The sequence below is a fragment of the Carboxydocella sp. ULO1 genome (assembly GCF_002049255.1).
GTDB lineage: Bacteria > Bacillota.
In genome coordinates, this window is record NZ_BDLQ01000021.1 from 36,852 (window position 1) to 54,480 (window position 17,629).

The following is a 17,629-nucleotide window of genomic DNA, read 5'->3' on the forward strand; positions in this document are numbered from 1 at the left end:
CTACAAAACTGGAACTAAAGCTGGACGGTCAGACGGTGGCCAGCCAGAACCTGACCATGAGCCCCGGTGATGGCAGGCCCTGGCAGGAACGGGGTCGGACCGTGGAGGTGGAAATCCACTGGCAGGCTCCGGCTAATCTGCCGGAAAAGGATAGCTACACCCTGACCGCCATCGTCAACGGGGACCGTCAGGCCCACTGGCTCAACCAGAACCAGCCTTTTGTAGAAACCACCTATGCCGATAATACCACCAGCTTAAAGCTCAATGGTTCCCTGGTTAACCTTAGAATGCTCAGCTTATCTTACCCGTCTCCCATCAGTCCCGGACAGAGCTACCAGGGGACAGTACAGGTAGAGAATCAGGGTAGCCGCCCGTTATCGACAACACTGAAACTGACCCTTAACCAGCGTCAGGTAGCATTATTGCCTGTAACCCTGGTAGCGAAGGAAAAGAAGGCAGTCAGCTTTGCCATCAAGGCACCGGACACTACTGGTTCCTTTAACCTGACAGCCCGGATTAATCCTGATCGTCAGGTTAAGGAGAAAAACTATCAGGACAACAGTTTGAGCAAGGCCATCCAGGTTCGTCAGGAAGTGAGGGAAGAACAGGGCCAGCTGACCGTCAGCGGCAGGGCGGAACCGGCCCAGATCAAAGCCGGACAGGTATTTGCCCTGGTGGTGGAAACGGCCACCACCCCTTATACCTGGGAAGAAACTGTTTATGAACAGCAGCCTGATGGCAGTGTTGTAGAAAAGAAAGTTAGACGAAGTCGGCCCTGTCCGGGAGCAAAATATGTACAGGCCCGCTTTCCTGATGGACAGCAGGTGCTGCTGGAACCGACAAATCCGGCCGGGACACCGGCTAACACCTGGCAGTTGCCTGTTAATCCCCGGTCGAAAAACAGAGCTCGCATCCATTTCACTGATCCCTATTTACCGGATGGACTTTATCCGGTTACCATTATCGCTGGCGGGGCGGGGGATAATGGTAACCTTTCGGCCCGCACGGTGATAAAAGTGGTGATTAAGGGCAGTATACTGGAAGGAATTAAGAGCAGATTGACATATTGAAAAAAAATCAAAAGAGGTCCCTTGCATTACATGCAAAGGACCTTTTTCTTGTCTTAAAAAAGGCAAAATCGGCTTTGTTCATACTTCCATGATGATGGGCAAAATCATGGGTCTTCTCCTGGTCTTTTCATAAAGATATTTACCGATGCTGTCTCTAATTCCGGCTTTGATCGAAGCCCAATCAGCATTCCCTCTGACCTGGGTCTTCTCAATCGCGATCTTCACCTTCTCTTTGGCTTCTTCCATTAGCTTTTCCGCCTCACGGACATAGACGAAACCTCGTGAAACAATATCTGGACCTGCTACAATGGCACCGGTCTCTTTGTTCATTGTCACCACTACAATCAAAATCCCATCCTGGGCCAACTGTTTTCTATCCCGCAATACAATATTTCCCACATCGCCTACACCCAGGCCGTCAACCAGTACTTTACCGGCAGTGGTGCGACCTGCCACCCGTCCACTTTTGCGTGTAAACTCCAGCACCTGACCATTTTCAGCCACAAAGATATTGGCTTCATCCATTCCCATTTCTTTTGCCAGCTGGGCGTGTTTAATCAAATGGCGATATTCCCCATGTACCGGGACGAAAAACTTAGGCCTAACCAGGTTGAGCATCAGTTTTAGCTCCTCCTGGCTAGGGTGCCCGGAAACGTGGATACCGGAGAACTTTTCGTAAATTACTTCCGCCCCTTGTTTAAACAGGCTATTGATTACACGGGAAACCATGCGCTCATTTCCAGGGATGGGAGTAGCTGAAATAATTACCGTATCACCTGGTAAAATTTCCACTTGACGATGGTCTGCATTAGCCATGCGGGTAAGAGCAGACATAGGTTCACCCTGGCTACCAGTGGTCAAAATCACAACCTCATTGGCAGGATAGTCGTTGATATCATCCAGATCAATCATGATATCTTCCGGATAAGTCAAATACCCCAGCTCTGTGGCAATATTAACAACATTGACCATACTCCGCCCTGAAACAGCAACTTTTCTGCCATATTTGTGCGCCGCATTAATTACTTGCTGCAGACGATGAACATTGGAAGCAAAAGTGGCAACAATTATCCGGTTTTTGGCATTCTGAAAGGTTTCATCGAAAGTCAAACCTACTGTCCGCTCAGACATGGTATAGCCAGGGCGTTCCGCATTGGTACTATCTGCCAGTAAAACCAGAACTCCCTGATCGCCAAGCTCAGCGAATTTATGAAAATCGGTTACTTCCCCATCAACAGGAGTTTGGTCAAACTTGAAGTCCCCGGTATGCACAATCACACCTAACGGAGTTCTGACCGCTATTGCTACCGCATCAGGTATGCTGTGGCTGACCCGGATAAACTCCACTTTAAAAGGTCCGATGGTCACACTGTCTCTGGGTTTTACTGCCACTAACTTGCACTGCCCTAAAATCCCCGCCTCTCTCAACTTTCCCTGCAAAAGCCCTAAAGTCAATCTGGTCCCATAAACCGGCACATTCAGTTGTTTCAAGACATAGGGTAAAGCGCCGATATGGTCCTCATGTCCGTGGGTGAGGACTATCCCCCTGACCATTTCCTTATTTTCCAACAGATAGGTGATATCCGGAATCACAAAATCAATACCAGGCATATCATCTTCAGGAAACATCAAACCTGCATCAATAACCAGAATGTTATCCTCATACTTTACTACCATCATGTTTTTGCCAATTTCCCCCAGACCACCCAGGGGAATTAATGTAATTTTACCCTTGGCCGCAGCCATGGATACACCTCCTGACTTTTCTTTCTCTGCCCATCTTTGTGCCAGGAGAAGCAATCTTTTACCTCAGGTGATTCCGGATATAAGCCGCCCTTGCCACTTCGTAACAATTATACAGGAAAGCCAGTTCATTTACAAGTATTCCCCAAGAAAAGAAAAAAATCCGGGGCACCCCGGTTATAGCAATTTTGCTATTGCTGCTTTTATTTCTTCAGTAGCAGGGACTAAAGGCAGGCGTACACTGCCAACCTGAAAACCTTTAAGAGCCATCGCAGTTTTTACCGGTACTGGATTGGTAGTAATAAACAACCCCTTAAAAACAGGTATCAGTTCCCGATGCAAGCTGGCAGCAGTTTCGATATTGCCAGCAAGATAGCTTTCAATCATTTTTTTCATCTGCAGGCCTACAATATGAGCCGCTACACTAACTACTCCATAACAGCCCAGGCTTAACATGGGTAAAGTCAGACTATCATCACCGCTATAGACACGGAAGTTTGCCGGAACCAGACGTAGCAACTGACTTACCTGATCCAGGTTGCCGGAAGCCTCTTTAATAGCCACAATATTGGACACCTGAGCCAGTTCTGCCACCGTCTCCGGCAATAGATTGATTCCTGTTCTGCCCGGAATATTATAGAGCATAATGGGTAACCCAGTGGATTCTGCTACTGCCCGGAAGTGAGCTTTTAACCCGTTTTGACAGGGCTTATTATAGTAGGGAACTACCAGCATTACCCCATCTACACCCAGTTTTTCTGCTTCTTTGGTCAGAGCTATAGATTCTTTGGTATTATAGGAACCGGTTCCAGCAATAACCCGGGCTTTATTGCCCACCGCCTCCTTTACCGCCGCATAAAGCTTAATCTTTTCTTCTTTAGTAAGCGTAGGGGATTCACCAGTGGTCCCAGTCACAACTATTCCATCACTGCCGTTATCGACTAGGTACTGGGCTATCTTCTGAGCCTCAGAGTAGTTTACTTCATCATTTTCTGTAAAAGGAGTAATCATGGCGGTTATTAACCTGCCAAAATCCATTAATGTTTCCTCCCTTCTTATTGGTCCAAATAAAACTCAGTATGCAAGGCCCGTATTGCCCTTTCCATATCCTGATTTTTGACCAGTACCCAGATGGAGGTATAGGAATCAGCGGATTGCAGGATATTGATCTGTTCTCGATAAAGGGCGCGGGCAATTGCAGCCATTACCCCGGGAATGCCAGTCATACCAGCACCTACCACAGCTACTTTAGCGCATCCAGGGGTGAGATAAACTTGATAACCTAAATTAGCTAAGATGCTATATGCTTTTTCCGCCAGGTCATCTTTTACAGTAAAAGCTACCATTTGCGGATCAGCATTTATGAAATCCACACTGATGCCAGCTTCCGCCATGGCATGGAAGATTTTGTATTGTTCAGTGATGCCGTTTTCCTGAGCAAGGACAACTTTAACCTGGGTAATTCCAGCAATATGAGCTATCCCGGTAATCATTCGCTCTCGTTTAACACCATTATTGCCCTGAGCCTCCTGGTTACCAGTTACCAGTGTCCCCGGATGTTCGGAAAAAGTATTTTTAACCCAGATTGGGATGTTTTTTTGCATAGCAATTTCCACGGCCCGGGGATGGATCACTTTGGCTCCTTCCTGGGCCAGCTGGCAAATTTCATTGAATGTAACCACATCCAGCAGTTTGGCTTTATCTACTATGCGCGGGTCAGCAGTCATAATGCCGTCAACATCAGTATAAATGTCAATATATTCGGCATTCAGGGCCACCCCCAGGGCAGAAGCAGTAGTATCACTGCCGCCCCGGCCCAGAGTGGTGATCTCACCTGCTTCAGTCATGCCTTGAAAACCTGCTACTACAGGGATTATATTGCGTTCCAGCAACTGCCGAATTCTTTTGGGTTCTACCCGCAGAATGCGGGCATCACCAAAATGGTCATCGGTAATTATCCCCGCCTGCCAGCCAGTCAGAAAAGAAGCTGCCAGCCCTCGCTCCAATAAGCCTGCCACTAAAACAACCCCGGAAATTATCTCTCCACAGACAGCCAGTAAATCCAATTCCCGCCGTGGCACTTTAGGGTTAGTTTTACGAACCAGATCCAGAAGGGTGTCGGTAGCATAAGGATCACCCCGCCGGCCCATGGCTGAAACGACTACTACCGGCAGGTATCCCTGTCGCACCGCACCAATAATTTTTTCCAGTACTTTTTCTCTGGTCTGCTCATTTGCTACCGATGTCCCACCAAACTTCTGGACAATAATCTTCATAAATTCGCACCTCGTCAAATACAATTATATTTGACCAGGAGTTCCGCTATTTGCACCGCATTTGTTGCTGCCCCTTTACGCAGCTGGTCGGCAACTACCCAGAGATTTAAACCATTGGCAAGGGAATTATCCTCCCGGATCCTGCCGACAAAAACTTCATCCCTATTGGAAGTGAAAAGTGGCATTGGGTACTGTTTTTCCTGGACATTATCAACCACAATAATACCAGCGCTATTGCGCAGTATTTCCCTGGCTTCAGCCGCAGTCAGCTTCCGCTCGGTCTCAATATTAATTGATTCGGAATGGCTGCGATAAACAGGAACCCGTACAGTCGTAGCTGTAACAGCAATATTGTCATCATGCAGAATTTTCTTGGTTTCCCGTACCATTTTCCACTCTTCTTTGGTATAATCCATGTCTTCAAAGACATCGATGTGAGGAATCAGGTTAAATGCGATTGGATAGGGAAACACCTGGGGCGGATACTCTTCCCCCGCCAGTACAGCCTGAGTTTGTTTGGTTAGTTCTTCAATGGCCTCAATTCCGGCACCAGAAACTGCCTGGTAAGTAGAAACAACAACCCTCTTAATTTTAGCAGCTTGATGCAGCGGATTCAATGCCACCACCATTTGAATGGTGGAACAATTGGGGTTGGCAATAATACCTTTGTGCCATTTTACATCTTCGGGATTGACCTCTGGCACTACCAGGGGTACGTCAGGTTCCAGCCGAAAGGCACTGGAATTATCAATAACTACACAACCAGCTTTGGCCGCGGAACGGGCAAATTCCTTACTGGCAGAGCCGCCAGCAAACAGCGCTATATCCACCCCTTGAAAGGATTCATGGGTAGTCTCCTCTACGATATAGTTTTTTCCCTGATATTGAATTTCCTTACCTGCAGAACGCTGGGATGCCAGTAATTTCAGGCCATTGATGGGAAATTCTCTTTCCGCCAGCACTTTTAGAATCTCCTGTCCTACTGCGCCAGTGGCACCTACTACAGCTACATTCAATTTTTTCACGTTCATCCCTCCATCTCTCTCTGTTATTTCGGTGGTCCTAACAAAACAGGCTGGATTTGGCGTCCGTTTAATGCCTCTATAACGGTATCAGGAATAAGTTCCATTTTAGCCACCAGTGAGTTGGGTTTTTGCCAGGGGTTATCCTGACAGAAAGGCACCAGATAGATATTTTTGCTGTTTAATAGCAATCCGATATTTTTAGCATTCATACCCAGTCCATCATTGGTCGAAACTGCAATGACCACCGGGCGGCCATTGCGCAAATGAGCTTTAGTAGCCATCAATACCGGGCCGTCGGTAATGCCATTGGCCAACTTGGCGATAGTATTGCCGGTACAGGGAGCGATCACTATCAGGTCTAACAGCTTGCCAGGACCGATGGGCTCTGCTGTGACTATTTCGTTTATTACAGGACCGCTACAATATTTAGAAAAGCGATTCAGCCAATCTTCTGCCTTGCCGAACTTGGTATCCGTCTGGTATGCCGCTTTGGACATAATCAGAGTGATCTCGGCACCCTCCTGAGCTAGCTGGTCCAGTATCGGTTCTACGGCAGCAAAGGTGCAAAAGGAGCCGGTGATAGCAAACCCGATTTTTTTACCCATGAGACGCATATCAGGCATCCCCCTTTTTAGTCAATCCAAGTTCCTGCATAATGATTTTGGGAATCACCTCAACCAGGATTTGGGCCGCTGTCACCGGTGCCACCTTGCCGGGGAGCCCCGGAGCCAGTACGGCTTTTATGCCGAGTCCGGCAGCAGTTTCAAAATCAACCCCGCCGGGATGGGAGGCCAAATCCAGAATATATGCGTCCGGGCGAACTTTTTTTAATTTTTCCCTGTCCAGCACCAGAGCTGGGACTGTGTTGAAGATAATATTCATACCAGGTAATACTCTGTCGATCTCAGCAAAGGCTACGGGAACATACCCGCATTCATAAATTCTTGCCAGGTCTTTTTGTTTTCTGGCTGCCACATAGGTATGCGCCCCAATGCCTTTGAGCATGCGAGCCAGAGTAATGCCAGTCCTGCCAAAACCGATAACCAGGGCATTAGAGCCATGGATAGTGATCGGTAAGGCTTCCATTGCCATCTGGATAGCCCCTTCAGCAGAAGGAATAGAATTGTAAATAGCAACATCATCTAGTTCCATATACTCGATAACCCGGTGACCAGTGCGTGCTACCAGTTGTTTTAAAGCCTTTTTAATCACTCCCACCAGGATTGGGGCCCGTAATGGCAAATGGGCAAGCGTCTCCTCCGTTAAAATTAAAGGAACAGATAAATGGGGAGCGTAAACTCTGCCGCCATCTCCAATTCCTGGTACCGGCAATAACAGCACATCTGCGTCTTTCAGAGCCTCGTGGATGCTGGCAGCTTGAATAATCTTAGGTCCAGATTTAAGATTGGGAACCCCGATGACTTTTAAAATCGCCCCCATTTCCGCCAGGGCATTCACCAGAATAATCTGCCTCTGGTCCCCACCAACTACGGCTATGGTTACCCCGTTTAATACAGGCGTCATTTTTTCCCTCCCTCCCTGAGCCTAAATCCCAATATACTCTCATGGTAGTTGTAGTATATGGTGCTCAGGGAGAAGGCGTGCCTGTTAGAGTTCCAAAAAGTTATCCAAACCGTATATTAAGCCCTGGGTATGATAAATCTGGCGAATACCCAGCAATACCCCGGGCATAAAGGACTCCCGGCTGATGGAATCATGGCGAATGGTGAGGGTCTGGCCTAAACCGCCAAAAATAACTTCCTGATGAGCGACATACCCTGGTAATCGTACGGAATGAATTCTAATCCCACCAAAATTGCCACCACGGCTAGCAGGAATGGTTTCTTTTTCCTCCGGGTGACCCTGAGCTTTTTCGCCCCTGACAGTCATAATGGCTTCCGCTGTCTTGATGGCTGTGCCCGAGGGAGCATCCAGTTTTTGATCATGATGTAATTCAATTATCTCTACATCGGGAAAGTACTGGGCAGCTTTTCGGGCAAATTCCATCATCAGGATAGCACCTAAGGCAAAATTCGGAGCTACCAGGCAGGCAGTTTGATATTGCTGACACCAGCGCTTAATCTCTTCCAGGTCCTGCTGGGAAATACCAGTCGTCCCTACTACTGCTTTAGCCCCATTGGCTAAAATGGTATGTATGTTACCCATCACATTTTCCGGGCTGGTAAAATCGACCACTACATCAGCTCCAGTGGACCGAATAGTTTCGGCCAAATCATTGCTTACATATAAATCTGTAATTGCAATTTTTTCCTTATTACCGCGTACATCTACTGCTCCCACTAAAAGCAAGTCCGAAGCACTATTTACAGCTTTGATGACTTCCTGGCCCATTTTACCTAATGCACCATTAACTATAACCTTAATCATCTAATCCCTCCTCCTGCTTAATAAAAAAGCGACTGCTGAGTATTTCTCTCAGTAGTCGCCCAATTCCCTATGAGCAGAGTTAAAAGAAATACTCACCTCTGTCCCCCAAATGAGTCAGTGCTCCATTAGGAAACGGGGATTTCCTAATGACAGTCCCGGACATCTTCTGCCCGGTCCCAGCAACAATAGCGCAGATCTATTGTCACTTCGGCGGTCTCCCCTTTCCCCTGACCTCCTCGAGTTCTGCCCTCTCCGTCAGGTTACTCATGAATCCCGCGACCTCTGACTCATCCCTCGTCGAGATGAGGATGATATTTTTTAATTTATATATTAGCATAATTTTTCTCCTCTGGCAAGGCTGGTTAATAGGCGTATTTCTGATAGTTGGGATAAGTATTATCCAGTTCTACAATTACCACTTCACTGCCTATTTTTTTTATCGCCGGCCATGGTATAATCAGATATTGTTTGTCCATCCAAAACCCCAGCATACCACCCCGATTAGGTAAAATAATGGATTCTATCTGCCCGGTTCTGGGGTCGATGACCACATCAGACTCGCCGATGGTGCCCAATCTGGCGCCATCCAGGATATTTATTACTTCTTTGCCAATTAACTCACTCAAGCGCATAATCACTCCCCCTTTGGAATTAAATATATCCAACAGGGGACAAAATTATGCTTTATCTGCCGGTATGACCAAATCCTCCCGTGCCTCGCTCCGTTTGAGGCAATTCATCGGTTATAACCCATTGGCCTTGAACTACTGGGGCAATTACCAGCTGGGCTATTCGCTCTCCCGGCTGGATGGTAAAAGGCTGTTGGCCGTGATTGATCAAAATAACTTTTATCTCACCTCGATAATCAGCATCGATGGTACCAGGGGTATTTAAGCAGGTGATACCATGTTTGGCAGCCAGGCCACTCCTGGGCCGGACCTGAGCTTCATAACCGGGGGGTAAAGCAATGGCAATCCCGGTATCTATTAACCTGTACTGGCCCGGTTCCAAAATAACAGGTGCCGGAATAGCTGCAATTAAATCAGCCCCGGCGCTCCCTTCTGTCATATAAACCGGGACCACATCTAGTGGTAAATCCGTAACTTTTTTCAGGGGGACTTTTATTTGTGCCAAGATTCAATCACCTCTTGGGTACCTTTCGGTCCGATTGCTGCCAATGACCACCCCTGCTGGTACCAGAATTTTGTACCCAGCTGTTTTACCTGTTCCACAGTAACCTGGTCTATTTTGGCCAGTACTTCCTCTATTGGTGTAATCCTCCCCAGGGTAAGTTCCAGCTTACCCAGCCTGGACATGCGACTGCTGGCTGACTCCAGACCGAGGACAAAATTTCCTTTAATTTGCTGTTTGGTCCGATGGAGCTCCTCCTCATTTAAATCATTTAACATTTGCTCGAAATTCTCTTTAATTAAAGTTAAGACTTGAGGGATATTATTCATGGTCAAGCCGGCATAAATCCCCAGTATGCCCGTATCCATATAATTACTGGTATAGGAATATACCGAATAAGCCAAGCCTCGTTCTTCCCTTATGCTCTGAAACAAGCGGGAACTGATCCCACCCCCTAGTAAACTATTAAGACAGTGCAGCCCATAAATATCGGGATCTCCTGCTGCCAGACCATAACTGCCCAGGCAGATATGTACCTGTTCAATATCCTTGGTTTTAACCAGTACAGGTTGCTGTTCAAAAGTGTTTTGGCTGGTAACGGTTAGGGCATTTTCCCGCTGCCAGTTAACAAACAACTGGGTAAAACGATTCTTTACATATTCTGGCTCAAAAGAACCGGCAATAGCTATCACAGTGTTTTCAGGACGATAGGTTTGTTCTAAATAGGTCAAAATATCTTCCCGTCTGATGTTATTTATGATTTCTGTTGTACCAATGATCGGACGACCCAAAGCATGTCCGCTGAAAAGCGCTCGGGAAAGCAAGTCATGCACAATATCATCGGGAGTATCTTCATACATTTTAATTTCTTCCAGAATTACATTCCGTTCTTTATCAATAGCATCTGTGGCAAAAAGGGAATTGAAAAACATATCGGTCAGAACATCAATTGCGATATCAATGTATTCATCCAGTACTTTAGCATAATAGCAGGTATATTCCTTGGAAGTAAAGGCATTTAGTTGTCCGCCAACAGCATCAAGAGCTTCTGCCAATGCTTTAGCACTACGCTGGGTTGTTCCTTTAAACATCATGTGTTCAATAAAATGAGAAATACCGTTATTTTGTTCATTTTCTGATACAGAACCAGCTTTAACCCAAATGCCAATGGAGACGGATTTTACCCAGGGTAAGTGTTCATAAACAATCCGTACACCATTGGGCAAAACAATTTTTTCGATCATTCTATATCCTCCCTGAACCCACAAAATTACCTCTAAAAAATTCAACACGATCGAGCAAATTCCTGCTTATGACGACATATTTGTTAATAATTTTCCAATTAATTCAATCTCATAACCTTCCTGTCGGATCTGGTTAATTAAGGAAGGTAACGCTAAAACTGTTGGAGCTGTAGGGTGAATGAGTATTATTCCACCATTACGCAGTTTACGCTTTACCCGTTGTAAAATTACTTCTGGTGCCGGTTTTTGCCAGTCGATGGTATCGATGTTATTGATTACAGTAATATGGCCTGTTTCATAGGCAGTGCTGATAACAAAATCATTAAAGTCACGATAAGGGGGGTGGTAATAAACCGTTGGTTTTCCCGTCAGTCCCCGAAGGATTTCCGCAGTCCGGGTTATATCTTCAATTAGTTGTCTCCGACCCAAACGGGTAGGATAAACATGACGAAAACCATGGTTTTCCACCTCATGGCCATAGGCCACAATTTCTCTTACCAGGTCGCCATTTTTCTGGGCCCATTGCCCTTCCACAAAAAAAGTAATCTTAACATTTTTGTCTTTAAGTACCTTTAATAAAGGCGGTAAATATTCCTCCCCCCAGGCTACATTACACATTATAGCTACCGCCTTTTTATCACTTGGTCCTGATTCAACCAGCCCTTTGGCAATTACTGGTTGCGCTGCTTCTCTGTTATAAAATATAGTTACCAAAAAGATAAGCAAAATCAGTGAAAAAAAGAATAGTTTTTTTTTCATTCCCAGTTTTCGCCTCCCTCCATTCTATTTTATTATTCTTTACTGTTTACGATGCCAGAAGTTCGTAATTATATCGCGATCAGGATAAAGCTCAATCCGGCCAATGAACTGGTTTCCAAACCAGAACTCCGCTTTTCCTACTGGTTGTTGAGCCTTAACCGGTAACTTAATATTAGGATTGATATATACTCTTTTTATAATCTGATTTTTTTCGGAGGCAGGCAACACCACTTCTATTCTTTTTTTACTGATTACAACAAATTCTAGCGGCCTATTGCCGCCCAGGCGCACTCTTTGCCAGTCTTGGTCAAAATCTACAATAATCTCCTTTGTACACCTTTCTTCAGTAAATCTCTTTAGTTTCAACATGTCACCCCAGCGTTCAGAACTATTTAGCACGATCCCAATAAAATGATGACCATGGGCGTCCCACGCCCCAGCCAGACATTTGCCAGCCAGGCTAGTGGTACCGGTTTTTATACCATAAATTCCCTGGTCACTAAAAAGTAAGCGGTTGGTATTGCGTAAGGTCAGCTTTTTTTCCTCTCCTTTACGCTTTATCATGATTTCTGCCTCTTTCATTCCTGCCAGGGCTTTAAATTCAGGATTACGCATTGCCATCGCTGACCAAACCGCCAGATCATAAGGGGATATGCGATGATTAGCTACTGACAAGCCATGGGTGTTGGTAAAACTGGTACTAGCAAGCCCAAAACCATAAGCAGTGCCATTCATTAGTTGTAAAAACAGCTCCAGGTCACCGGCTGTAGCTTCTGCAATCGCTATGGTAGCATCATTGGCAGAAACGATCATGGCCGCTTTCAATAAATCTTCAAATTTGATTTCATCTTCACTCTTTAGCCCAATGATAGAGCCAGTATTTAAATTTCCAGCTTTCTGTGATACAATCACCACTTTCTTATGGTCGCCAAATCTCAATCCTGTCAGGACAGTTGCTATCTTAGTCAAGCTGGCGGGATGAGCTTGCTTATTCATCTTTTTTTCCCAGATTATCAAGCCTGTATCCATGTCATAGAGAACGGCCTGGGCAGCTTTGAGCTGGAGGGATTGAGCAGCATTAGCACTTTCCACCGCTAAGAACAATATTAAACACAAACTAAACATGACTTTTCTAATCATTTTTATCCTCCTTCCCCTTTTATTATGCCCAGATAAACAAAAAAAGCTCAGGTAATTCCTGAGCTTAACCCTTTTGCTTTTCTTCCTGGATAGCTTGCTTGCGGGAAAGATTGATCCGCCCCAAATCATCAATCTTGATTACCTTAACAGGAATTTGATCGCCAACACTGACTACATCTTCTACTTTATTGACTCTCTGTTCGGAAAGCTGACTGATATGCACTAAGCCTTCCTTACCGGGCAGAACTTCGACAAAGGCGCCAAATTCTACAATCCGAACTACTTTACCGAGATAGGTTTTGCCTACTTCCACTTCCTCGGTGAGTTCCTCGATCATTTCCTGTGCTTTTCTACCAGCAGATTGATCAATTGCATATATGAAGACTCGGCCATCATCTTCAATATCAATCTTTACTCCGGTTTCATCAATGATTTTCTTGATGGTTTTACCACCAGGGCCAATCACCGTCCTGATTTTATCCGGATGAATGGTCAGGAAAATCAGGCGCGGAGCCCATGGTGACAACTCCTTCCGGGGTGCCGGTAAAGTCTCCAGCATCTTCTGAAGAATATACAGCCGTCCCTGTCGGGCCTGTTCCAGAGCCATCTTGAGGATCTGCCGGTCAATCCCAGCGATCTTGATATCCATTTGAATGGCTGTTACCCCGATTTCAGTACCTGCAACTTTGAAATCCATATCCCCCAGAGCGTCTTCCATACCCTGGATATCGGTCAGGACCCGGACAATATCTCCTTCCTTAACCAGACCCATAGCTACACCGGAAACGGGGCGCTTGATAGGTACACCGGCATCCATTAAGGACAAGGTGCTGCCGCAAACGCTGGCCATAGAACTGGAACCATTGGATTCCAGGACTTCGGAAACCAGGCGGATAGTATAGGGGAAGACCTTTTCATCAGGTATCATAGGTTCGAGAGCTCTTTCTGCCAGAGCGCCGTGACCGATTTCCCGTCGGGATGGAGCCCGGAGCGGTCTGGCTTCTCCTGTGCTATAAGGAGGAAAATTGTAATGATGCATATAGCGTTTTGATTCGTCTACTCCCAGGTCATCCAGAATCTGTTCATCCCCAATCGCCCCCAGAGTAGTAACGGTCAGTACCTGGGTCTGTCCTCTGGTAAAGATAGCAGAACCATGGGTTCTAGGCAAAACTCCGACTTCACACCAGATAGGACGAATTTCATCCAGTTTCCGGCCATCAGGACGGATTCCTTCAGTGATAATCATCTGCCGTACAGTTTCTTTCAAGATGTTATGAAATACTTTTTCCAGCTCTTTTTCCCGTTCCGGATATTGTTCCTGGAAATGTTCTAGCACTTTTTTCCTCAGTTCTTCTAATGTATCCTGCCGTTGCTGTTTGTCAAAAATTCGCACTGCCTGGTTGATCTTTTCGGCAATAAATGCCCTGACTGCCTGGTCCATTTCAGGATCTGGCTGGGCCAATGGAATTTCCCGTTTAACCACTGCCAGTTCAGTTTGAACCTGAATCTGAAATTCTACTATCTTCTTGATTTCTTCATGGGCAAACATGATGGCTTCCAGAATTTCATCTTCCGGAACCTCATTGGCAGCAGCTTCCACCATCATTACTGCATCTTTGGTTCCCGCTACGACGATGTGCATGTCGCTCTTTTCAGATTGTTCTAGATTAGGATTAATGATAAGCTTCCCATCAACGCGGCCAACGATAACAGCCCCAATAGGTCCGTTAAAAGGTATGTCAGAAATGGTTAGAGCAACGGATGCACCACACAAAGCCACAACCCGCGGGTCATGATCCTGGTCAACGGACATTACAGTAGCTACTATATGTACATCATTGCGAAAACCTTCAGGAAATAAGGGACGTATGGGTCTGTCAATCAAACGGGCAGCCAGAATGGCTTTTTCCCCCGGCCTGCCTTCCCGTTTGATGAAACCGCCTGGGATCTTACCAGCGGCATATAATCTTTCTTCATAATCTACTGTCAAAGGAAAGAAATCAATCCCTTCCCGGGGTTCCTTGGAACAGGTAGCCGTAACCAGGACCCGAGTATCGCCATATGCTGCCATCACAGCACCATTGGCCTGTTTTGCCAGTTTCCCGGTCAAAAAAGACATGGTCCTGCCGCCTACCTCTAACTGGAAGGTTCGTTCCATTGCTATATTTTCCTCCTCTCAATTTCGCCATTTAAGAATAACCTATAATTATTTCCACATTACCTATAGTATTTCCTGCTTATCTAGCAAAAAATACATTATTTTCCCATCATACAAAATGATTGATATAAAACAAGCGGGGTCTATACCCCGCTTATTGTCTATCTTCTCAGACCCAGTTGCTCAACAATATTACGGTAACGATTGAAATCCTTTTCCTTCAAATAGTTGAGCAAGCCTCTTCTCTGGCCTACCATTTTGAGCAGACCCCGACGAGAATGATGGTCCTTCTTATGAACCTTCAGGTGTTCAGTCAGGTAATTGATTCTCTCGGTCAGGATAGCAATCTGCACTTCAGGAGAACCAGTGTCCATGTCATGCAGTTTGTACTTGGCGATAATAGCTTGCTTCTGTTCTGTAGTGAGTGCCATGGTTTTCACCTCCTATTCCTAATATCCCCACAAGCCAAGAAGAAGGGCGGAGCCTCCTCCCTCCGAGCCAGTGGTTCTTTATAACAAAGGGATTCCTTTGTTAACTCATTTTCCAATGACAGTGATCACTATCCGCAAATTATCACTGTCTTTAACAACAACATCAAACCATCTTCCTGAACCAGCAAGAAAATTTCTAAATCTGGTGGCAACCTGAATCCGTCCAGGAATACTGCTGGCTGCTGCCAGAACATCTTCAACCCGAATCAGTTGCTGTCTCTCTTCCTGCAAGCGCCTCCGGGCATGATCGCTGATAATCACATTCACCTTTACTCACCCTGAGTCAAGCAGGACACTTATAAAATATACCATATCGGCCCCGCTTTGTAAAGTATTCTGCTTAGATTATATGCAAGGTGAGTAAAAAAGGCCTCTAGCTTTGGCAATATCCAGCTTTATTTGCTCTTTCAATTCTGCCACACTGGTAAATTTTTTTTCATCCCTTAATTTTTTAAGAAATTCCACTTCGATAGTCTCGCCATAAAGCTCGGGCACATTATCATTTAAAATAAAAACTTCCAAACCCAGCTGGCCTTGCTCATAAAAAGTAGGCCTATGTCCTAGATTGGCTACTCCCGGCCACTGCTGTTCCTGCCACCTAACTTTGACAGCATAAACTCCTTGCGCCGGAATGACCAGTTTCCTGTCAACTGCTACATTAGCAGTAGGAAACCCTAGTTCCCTCCCCCGCGCATCACCATGCTTTACTTCACCGGCAAGATAGGGATAATAGCCCAAACAGGTTGCCGCTGCTTCCATATTGCCCTGCTGGATATAGTGACGAATCAGGGAACTGCTTACCCGCTGCCCGTCAACAGTTACAGGAGGCACTATTTCTACCGGTACATTATAGACATTCCCCAGTTCCTGCAAAGTTTCTGCAGTACCTTTTCCGCCCTGGCCAAAGGTATAATTATACCCTACCACCAGACCCCTAACTCCTACTTGTTCCAGTAACACTTCTGTAAAAAAAGCCCGGGGCAAAAGTTCAGCAAAAATCCGGGTAAAGGGCACCACCAGAACGACTTCTATCCCTTTACTGGCCAACAATTGGAGTTTTGCCTTCTGATCGAGAATCATAGGAGGTAATTTTTGAGGGGCAAGTAATTGCAAGGGATGGGGATCGAAGGTCATGACACCCGGAATAGCGTCCAGCTGTGCCGCCAGTTGTAAAGTTTTCATCAACAAAGCTTGATGGCCGCGGTGTACCCCGTCAAAATTCCCCAGAGCCAGAACCAGCCTTCCTCTCAGGTCCCGCCCAAGATCAGACAGGTCTCTTAATATCAACATTCCTTACCCCTCCCGGAAAACAATCACAGGTTGCAGATGACCATTCTCTATGCTTTTGGCCACAGCTAATAGCCTGCCCTGTTGATTGCACAGCAAGATTCTTTCCGCCTGGTCTGGAAATGTTTTAGTATAAGGCAAATTGATCCTGTTCCCGTTTTCCACTTTTCTTGCTTCTTCTGCGGAAACAATAACTACCGGCCAATCCGGAAAAACCTGCTCAACAGAAAAAAGATAATCCTTTATTTGGTCTCCGTCCATCTCTTCTAACTCTTCCAGTGCTAAGCCATTCTTCAGGTTAAAAATCCCGACTTCTGTCCGTTCCAGTGCTGTCATGACTGCCCCTGTTCCCAGTTTCTGCCCCAGGTCGTGCACCAGGCTCCTGATATATGTTCCTTTTGAACAATGGACCTCTATTTCTACTAATGGGTGGTCACTGCCCAGCTGTTCTATTTTTGCAAGTTTTATCTGATAGATCTCGACAGGACGAGCCTCCCGTTCCACTACAATTCCCTGCCGGGCCAGCTCATATAAGGGCTTACCCTGCCTTTTAATAGCAGAGAACATAGGAGGTACCTGCATTATTTGGCCTTCGAACGTTTGTAAAGCTAATACAATCATCTCCCCGGTAATGTGACTGGCCGTGGTTTCGGCTATCACACTGCCTTCCCGGTCATAAGTATCGGTCTCAATCCCCAGTTGCAGCTGGGCCCGGTATTTTTTACCCATGTTGCTCACATACTCAGCCAATCGGGTAGCCGGTCCTAAACATAGAGGAAGTACCCCCGTTGCCAGCGGGTCCAAGGTACCAGTATGGCCGATTTTTATTTTGCCGGTTTTTTTCTTAACCCTTTGTACTACTTGTTGAGATGTTAGTCCAGCTGGTTTTAGTACATTAAGAAAACCAAAATGCATAT

Annotated in this window: 18 protein-coding genes and 1 riboswitch; of the genes, 1 reads left to right on the forward strand and 17 read right to left on the reverse strand. The window is 46.0% G+C overall.

Annotated elements, in window-relative coordinates:
* Positions 1-1,070, forward strand: a 1,070-nt coding sequence (locus ULO1_RS04260; protein WP_200806930.1) for a CARDB domain-containing protein, incomplete at its 5' end; no start/stop codon positions are given.
* A 78-nt stretch (positions 1,071-1,148) separates the two neighbouring features.
* Here the strand turns inward: ULO1_RS04260 and ULO1_RS04265 are convergent.
* The 17 genes from ULO1_RS04265 to truB form a co-directional block, all read right to left on the reverse strand.
* Complete coding sequence (locus ULO1_RS04265; RefSeq protein WP_078665226.1) at positions 1,149-2,816, reverse strand: ribonuclease J; 1,668 nt, start codon at positions 2,814-2,816, stop codon at positions 1,149-1,151.
* Positions 2,817-2,990: 174 nt separating this feature from the next.
* A complete protein-coding gene (dapA, locus tag ULO1_RS04270) occupies positions 2,991-3,851 on the reverse strand; it encodes a 4-hydroxy-tetrahydrodipicolinate synthase (RefSeq protein ID WP_078665227.1) in 861 nt (286 codons plus the stop codon).
* Positions 3,852-3,868: 17 nt separating this feature from the next.
* Positions 3,869-5,089 carry an aspartate kinase gene (gene dapG / locus ULO1_RS04275; protein ID WP_078665228.1) on the reverse strand — a complete coding sequence of 407 codons (1,221 nt, stop codon included), beginning with the start codon at positions 5,087-5,089 and terminating at the stop codon, positions 3,869-3,871.
* A gap of 14 nt (positions 5,090-5,103) precedes the next feature.
* Positions 5,104-6,114 (reverse strand): aspartate-semialdehyde dehydrogenase, encoded by a 1,011-nt coding sequence (locus tag ULO1_RS04280; RefSeq protein ID WP_079906378.1) that lies wholly within the window; start codon positions 6,112-6,114, stop codon positions 5,104-5,106.
* Positions 6,115-6,137: 23 nt separating this feature from the next.
* The gene (locus tag ULO1_RS04285; protein ID WP_079906377.1) at positions 6,138-6,728 is read right to left on the reverse strand and encodes a dipicolinate synthase subunit B; all 591 of its coding nucleotides are present in this window, start codon (positions 6,726-6,728) and stop codon (positions 6,138-6,140) included.
* A gap of 1 nt (position 6,729) precedes the next feature.
* The gene (gene dpsA / locus ULO1_RS04290; protein WP_079906376.1) at positions 6,730-7,638 is read right to left on the reverse strand and encodes a dipicolinate synthase subunit DpsA; all 909 of its coding nucleotides are present in this window, start codon (positions 7,636-7,638) and stop codon (positions 6,730-6,732) included.
* Between the two features lie 84 nt (positions 7,639-7,722).
* On the reverse strand, positions 7,723-8,502 hold the full coding sequence (gene dapB, locus ULO1_RS04295; protein WP_078665232.1) for a 4-hydroxy-tetrahydrodipicolinate reductase: 780 nt from the start codon (positions 8,500-8,502) through the stop codon (positions 7,723-7,725).
* Positions 8,503-8,609: 107 nt separating this feature from the next.
* Positions 8,610-8,795: riboswitch (Lysine riboswitch) on the reverse strand.
* A 69-nt stretch (positions 8,796-8,864) separates the two neighbouring features.
* Positions 8,865-9,134, reverse strand: coding sequence for a YlmC/YmxH family sporulation protein (locus tag ULO1_RS04300; protein ID WP_078665233.1), 270 nt, complete (start codon positions 9,132-9,134; stop codon positions 8,865-8,867).
* Positions 9,135-9,186: 52 nt separating this feature from the next.
* Positions 9,187-9,636 carry a dUTP diphosphatase gene (gene dut, locus ULO1_RS04305; RefSeq protein ID WP_200803473.1) on the reverse strand — a complete coding sequence of 150 codons (450 nt, stop codon included), beginning with the start codon at positions 9,634-9,636 and terminating at the stop codon, positions 9,187-9,189.
* Entirely contained in the window at positions 9,624-10,877 is a 1,254-nt protein-coding gene (locus ULO1_RS04310; protein WP_078665235.1) for a pitrilysin family protein, read from the reverse strand. The genes dut and ULO1_RS04310 overlap by 13 nt, the downstream gene beginning before the upstream one ends.
* A 66-nt stretch (positions 10,878-10,943) precedes the next feature.
* Positions 10,944-11,636 carry a polysaccharide deacetylase family protein gene (locus ULO1_RS04315; RefSeq protein ID WP_079933041.1) on the reverse strand — a complete coding sequence of 231 codons (693 nt, stop codon included), beginning with the start codon at positions 11,634-11,636 and terminating at the stop codon, positions 10,944-10,946.
* 39 nt (positions 11,637-11,675) lie between these two features.
* Positions 11,676-12,776 carry a D-alanyl-D-alanine carboxypeptidase family protein gene (locus ULO1_RS04320; protein ID WP_159446826.1) on the reverse strand — a complete coding sequence of 367 codons (1,101 nt, stop codon included), beginning with the start codon at positions 12,774-12,776 and terminating at the stop codon, positions 11,676-11,678.
* A 64-nt stretch (positions 12,777-12,840) separates the two neighbouring features.
* The gene (locus ULO1_RS04325; protein ID WP_079906372.1) at positions 12,841-14,934 is read right to left on the reverse strand and encodes a polyribonucleotide nucleotidyltransferase; all 2,094 of its coding nucleotides are present in this window, start codon (positions 14,932-14,934) and stop codon (positions 12,841-12,843) included.
* A gap of 161 nt (positions 14,935-15,095) precedes the next feature.
* On the reverse strand, positions 15,096-15,365 hold the full coding sequence (rpsO, locus tag ULO1_RS04330) for a 30S ribosomal protein S15 (protein ID WP_078665239.1): 270 nt from the start codon (positions 15,363-15,365) through the stop codon (positions 15,096-15,098).
* A gap of 105 nt (positions 15,366-15,470) precedes the next feature.
* The gene (locus tag ULO1_RS04335) at positions 15,471-15,692 is read right to left on the reverse strand and encodes a hypothetical protein (RefSeq protein ID WP_078665240.1); all 222 of its coding nucleotides are present in this window, start codon (positions 15,690-15,692) and stop codon (positions 15,471-15,473) included.
* Positions 15,693-15,770: 78 nt separating this feature from the next.
* The gene (locus ULO1_RS04340) at positions 15,771-16,715 is read right to left on the reverse strand and encodes a bifunctional riboflavin kinase/FAD synthetase (RefSeq protein ID WP_078665241.1); all 945 of its coding nucleotides are present in this window, start codon (positions 16,713-16,715) and stop codon (positions 15,771-15,773) included.
* A gap of 3 nt (positions 16,716-16,718) precedes the next feature.
* A complete protein-coding gene (gene truB / locus ULO1_RS04345) occupies positions 16,719-17,627 on the reverse strand; it encodes a tRNA pseudouridine(55) synthase TruB (RefSeq protein WP_079906371.1) in 909 nt (302 codons plus the stop codon).
* Positions 17,628-17,629 lie beyond the last annotated feature (2 nt).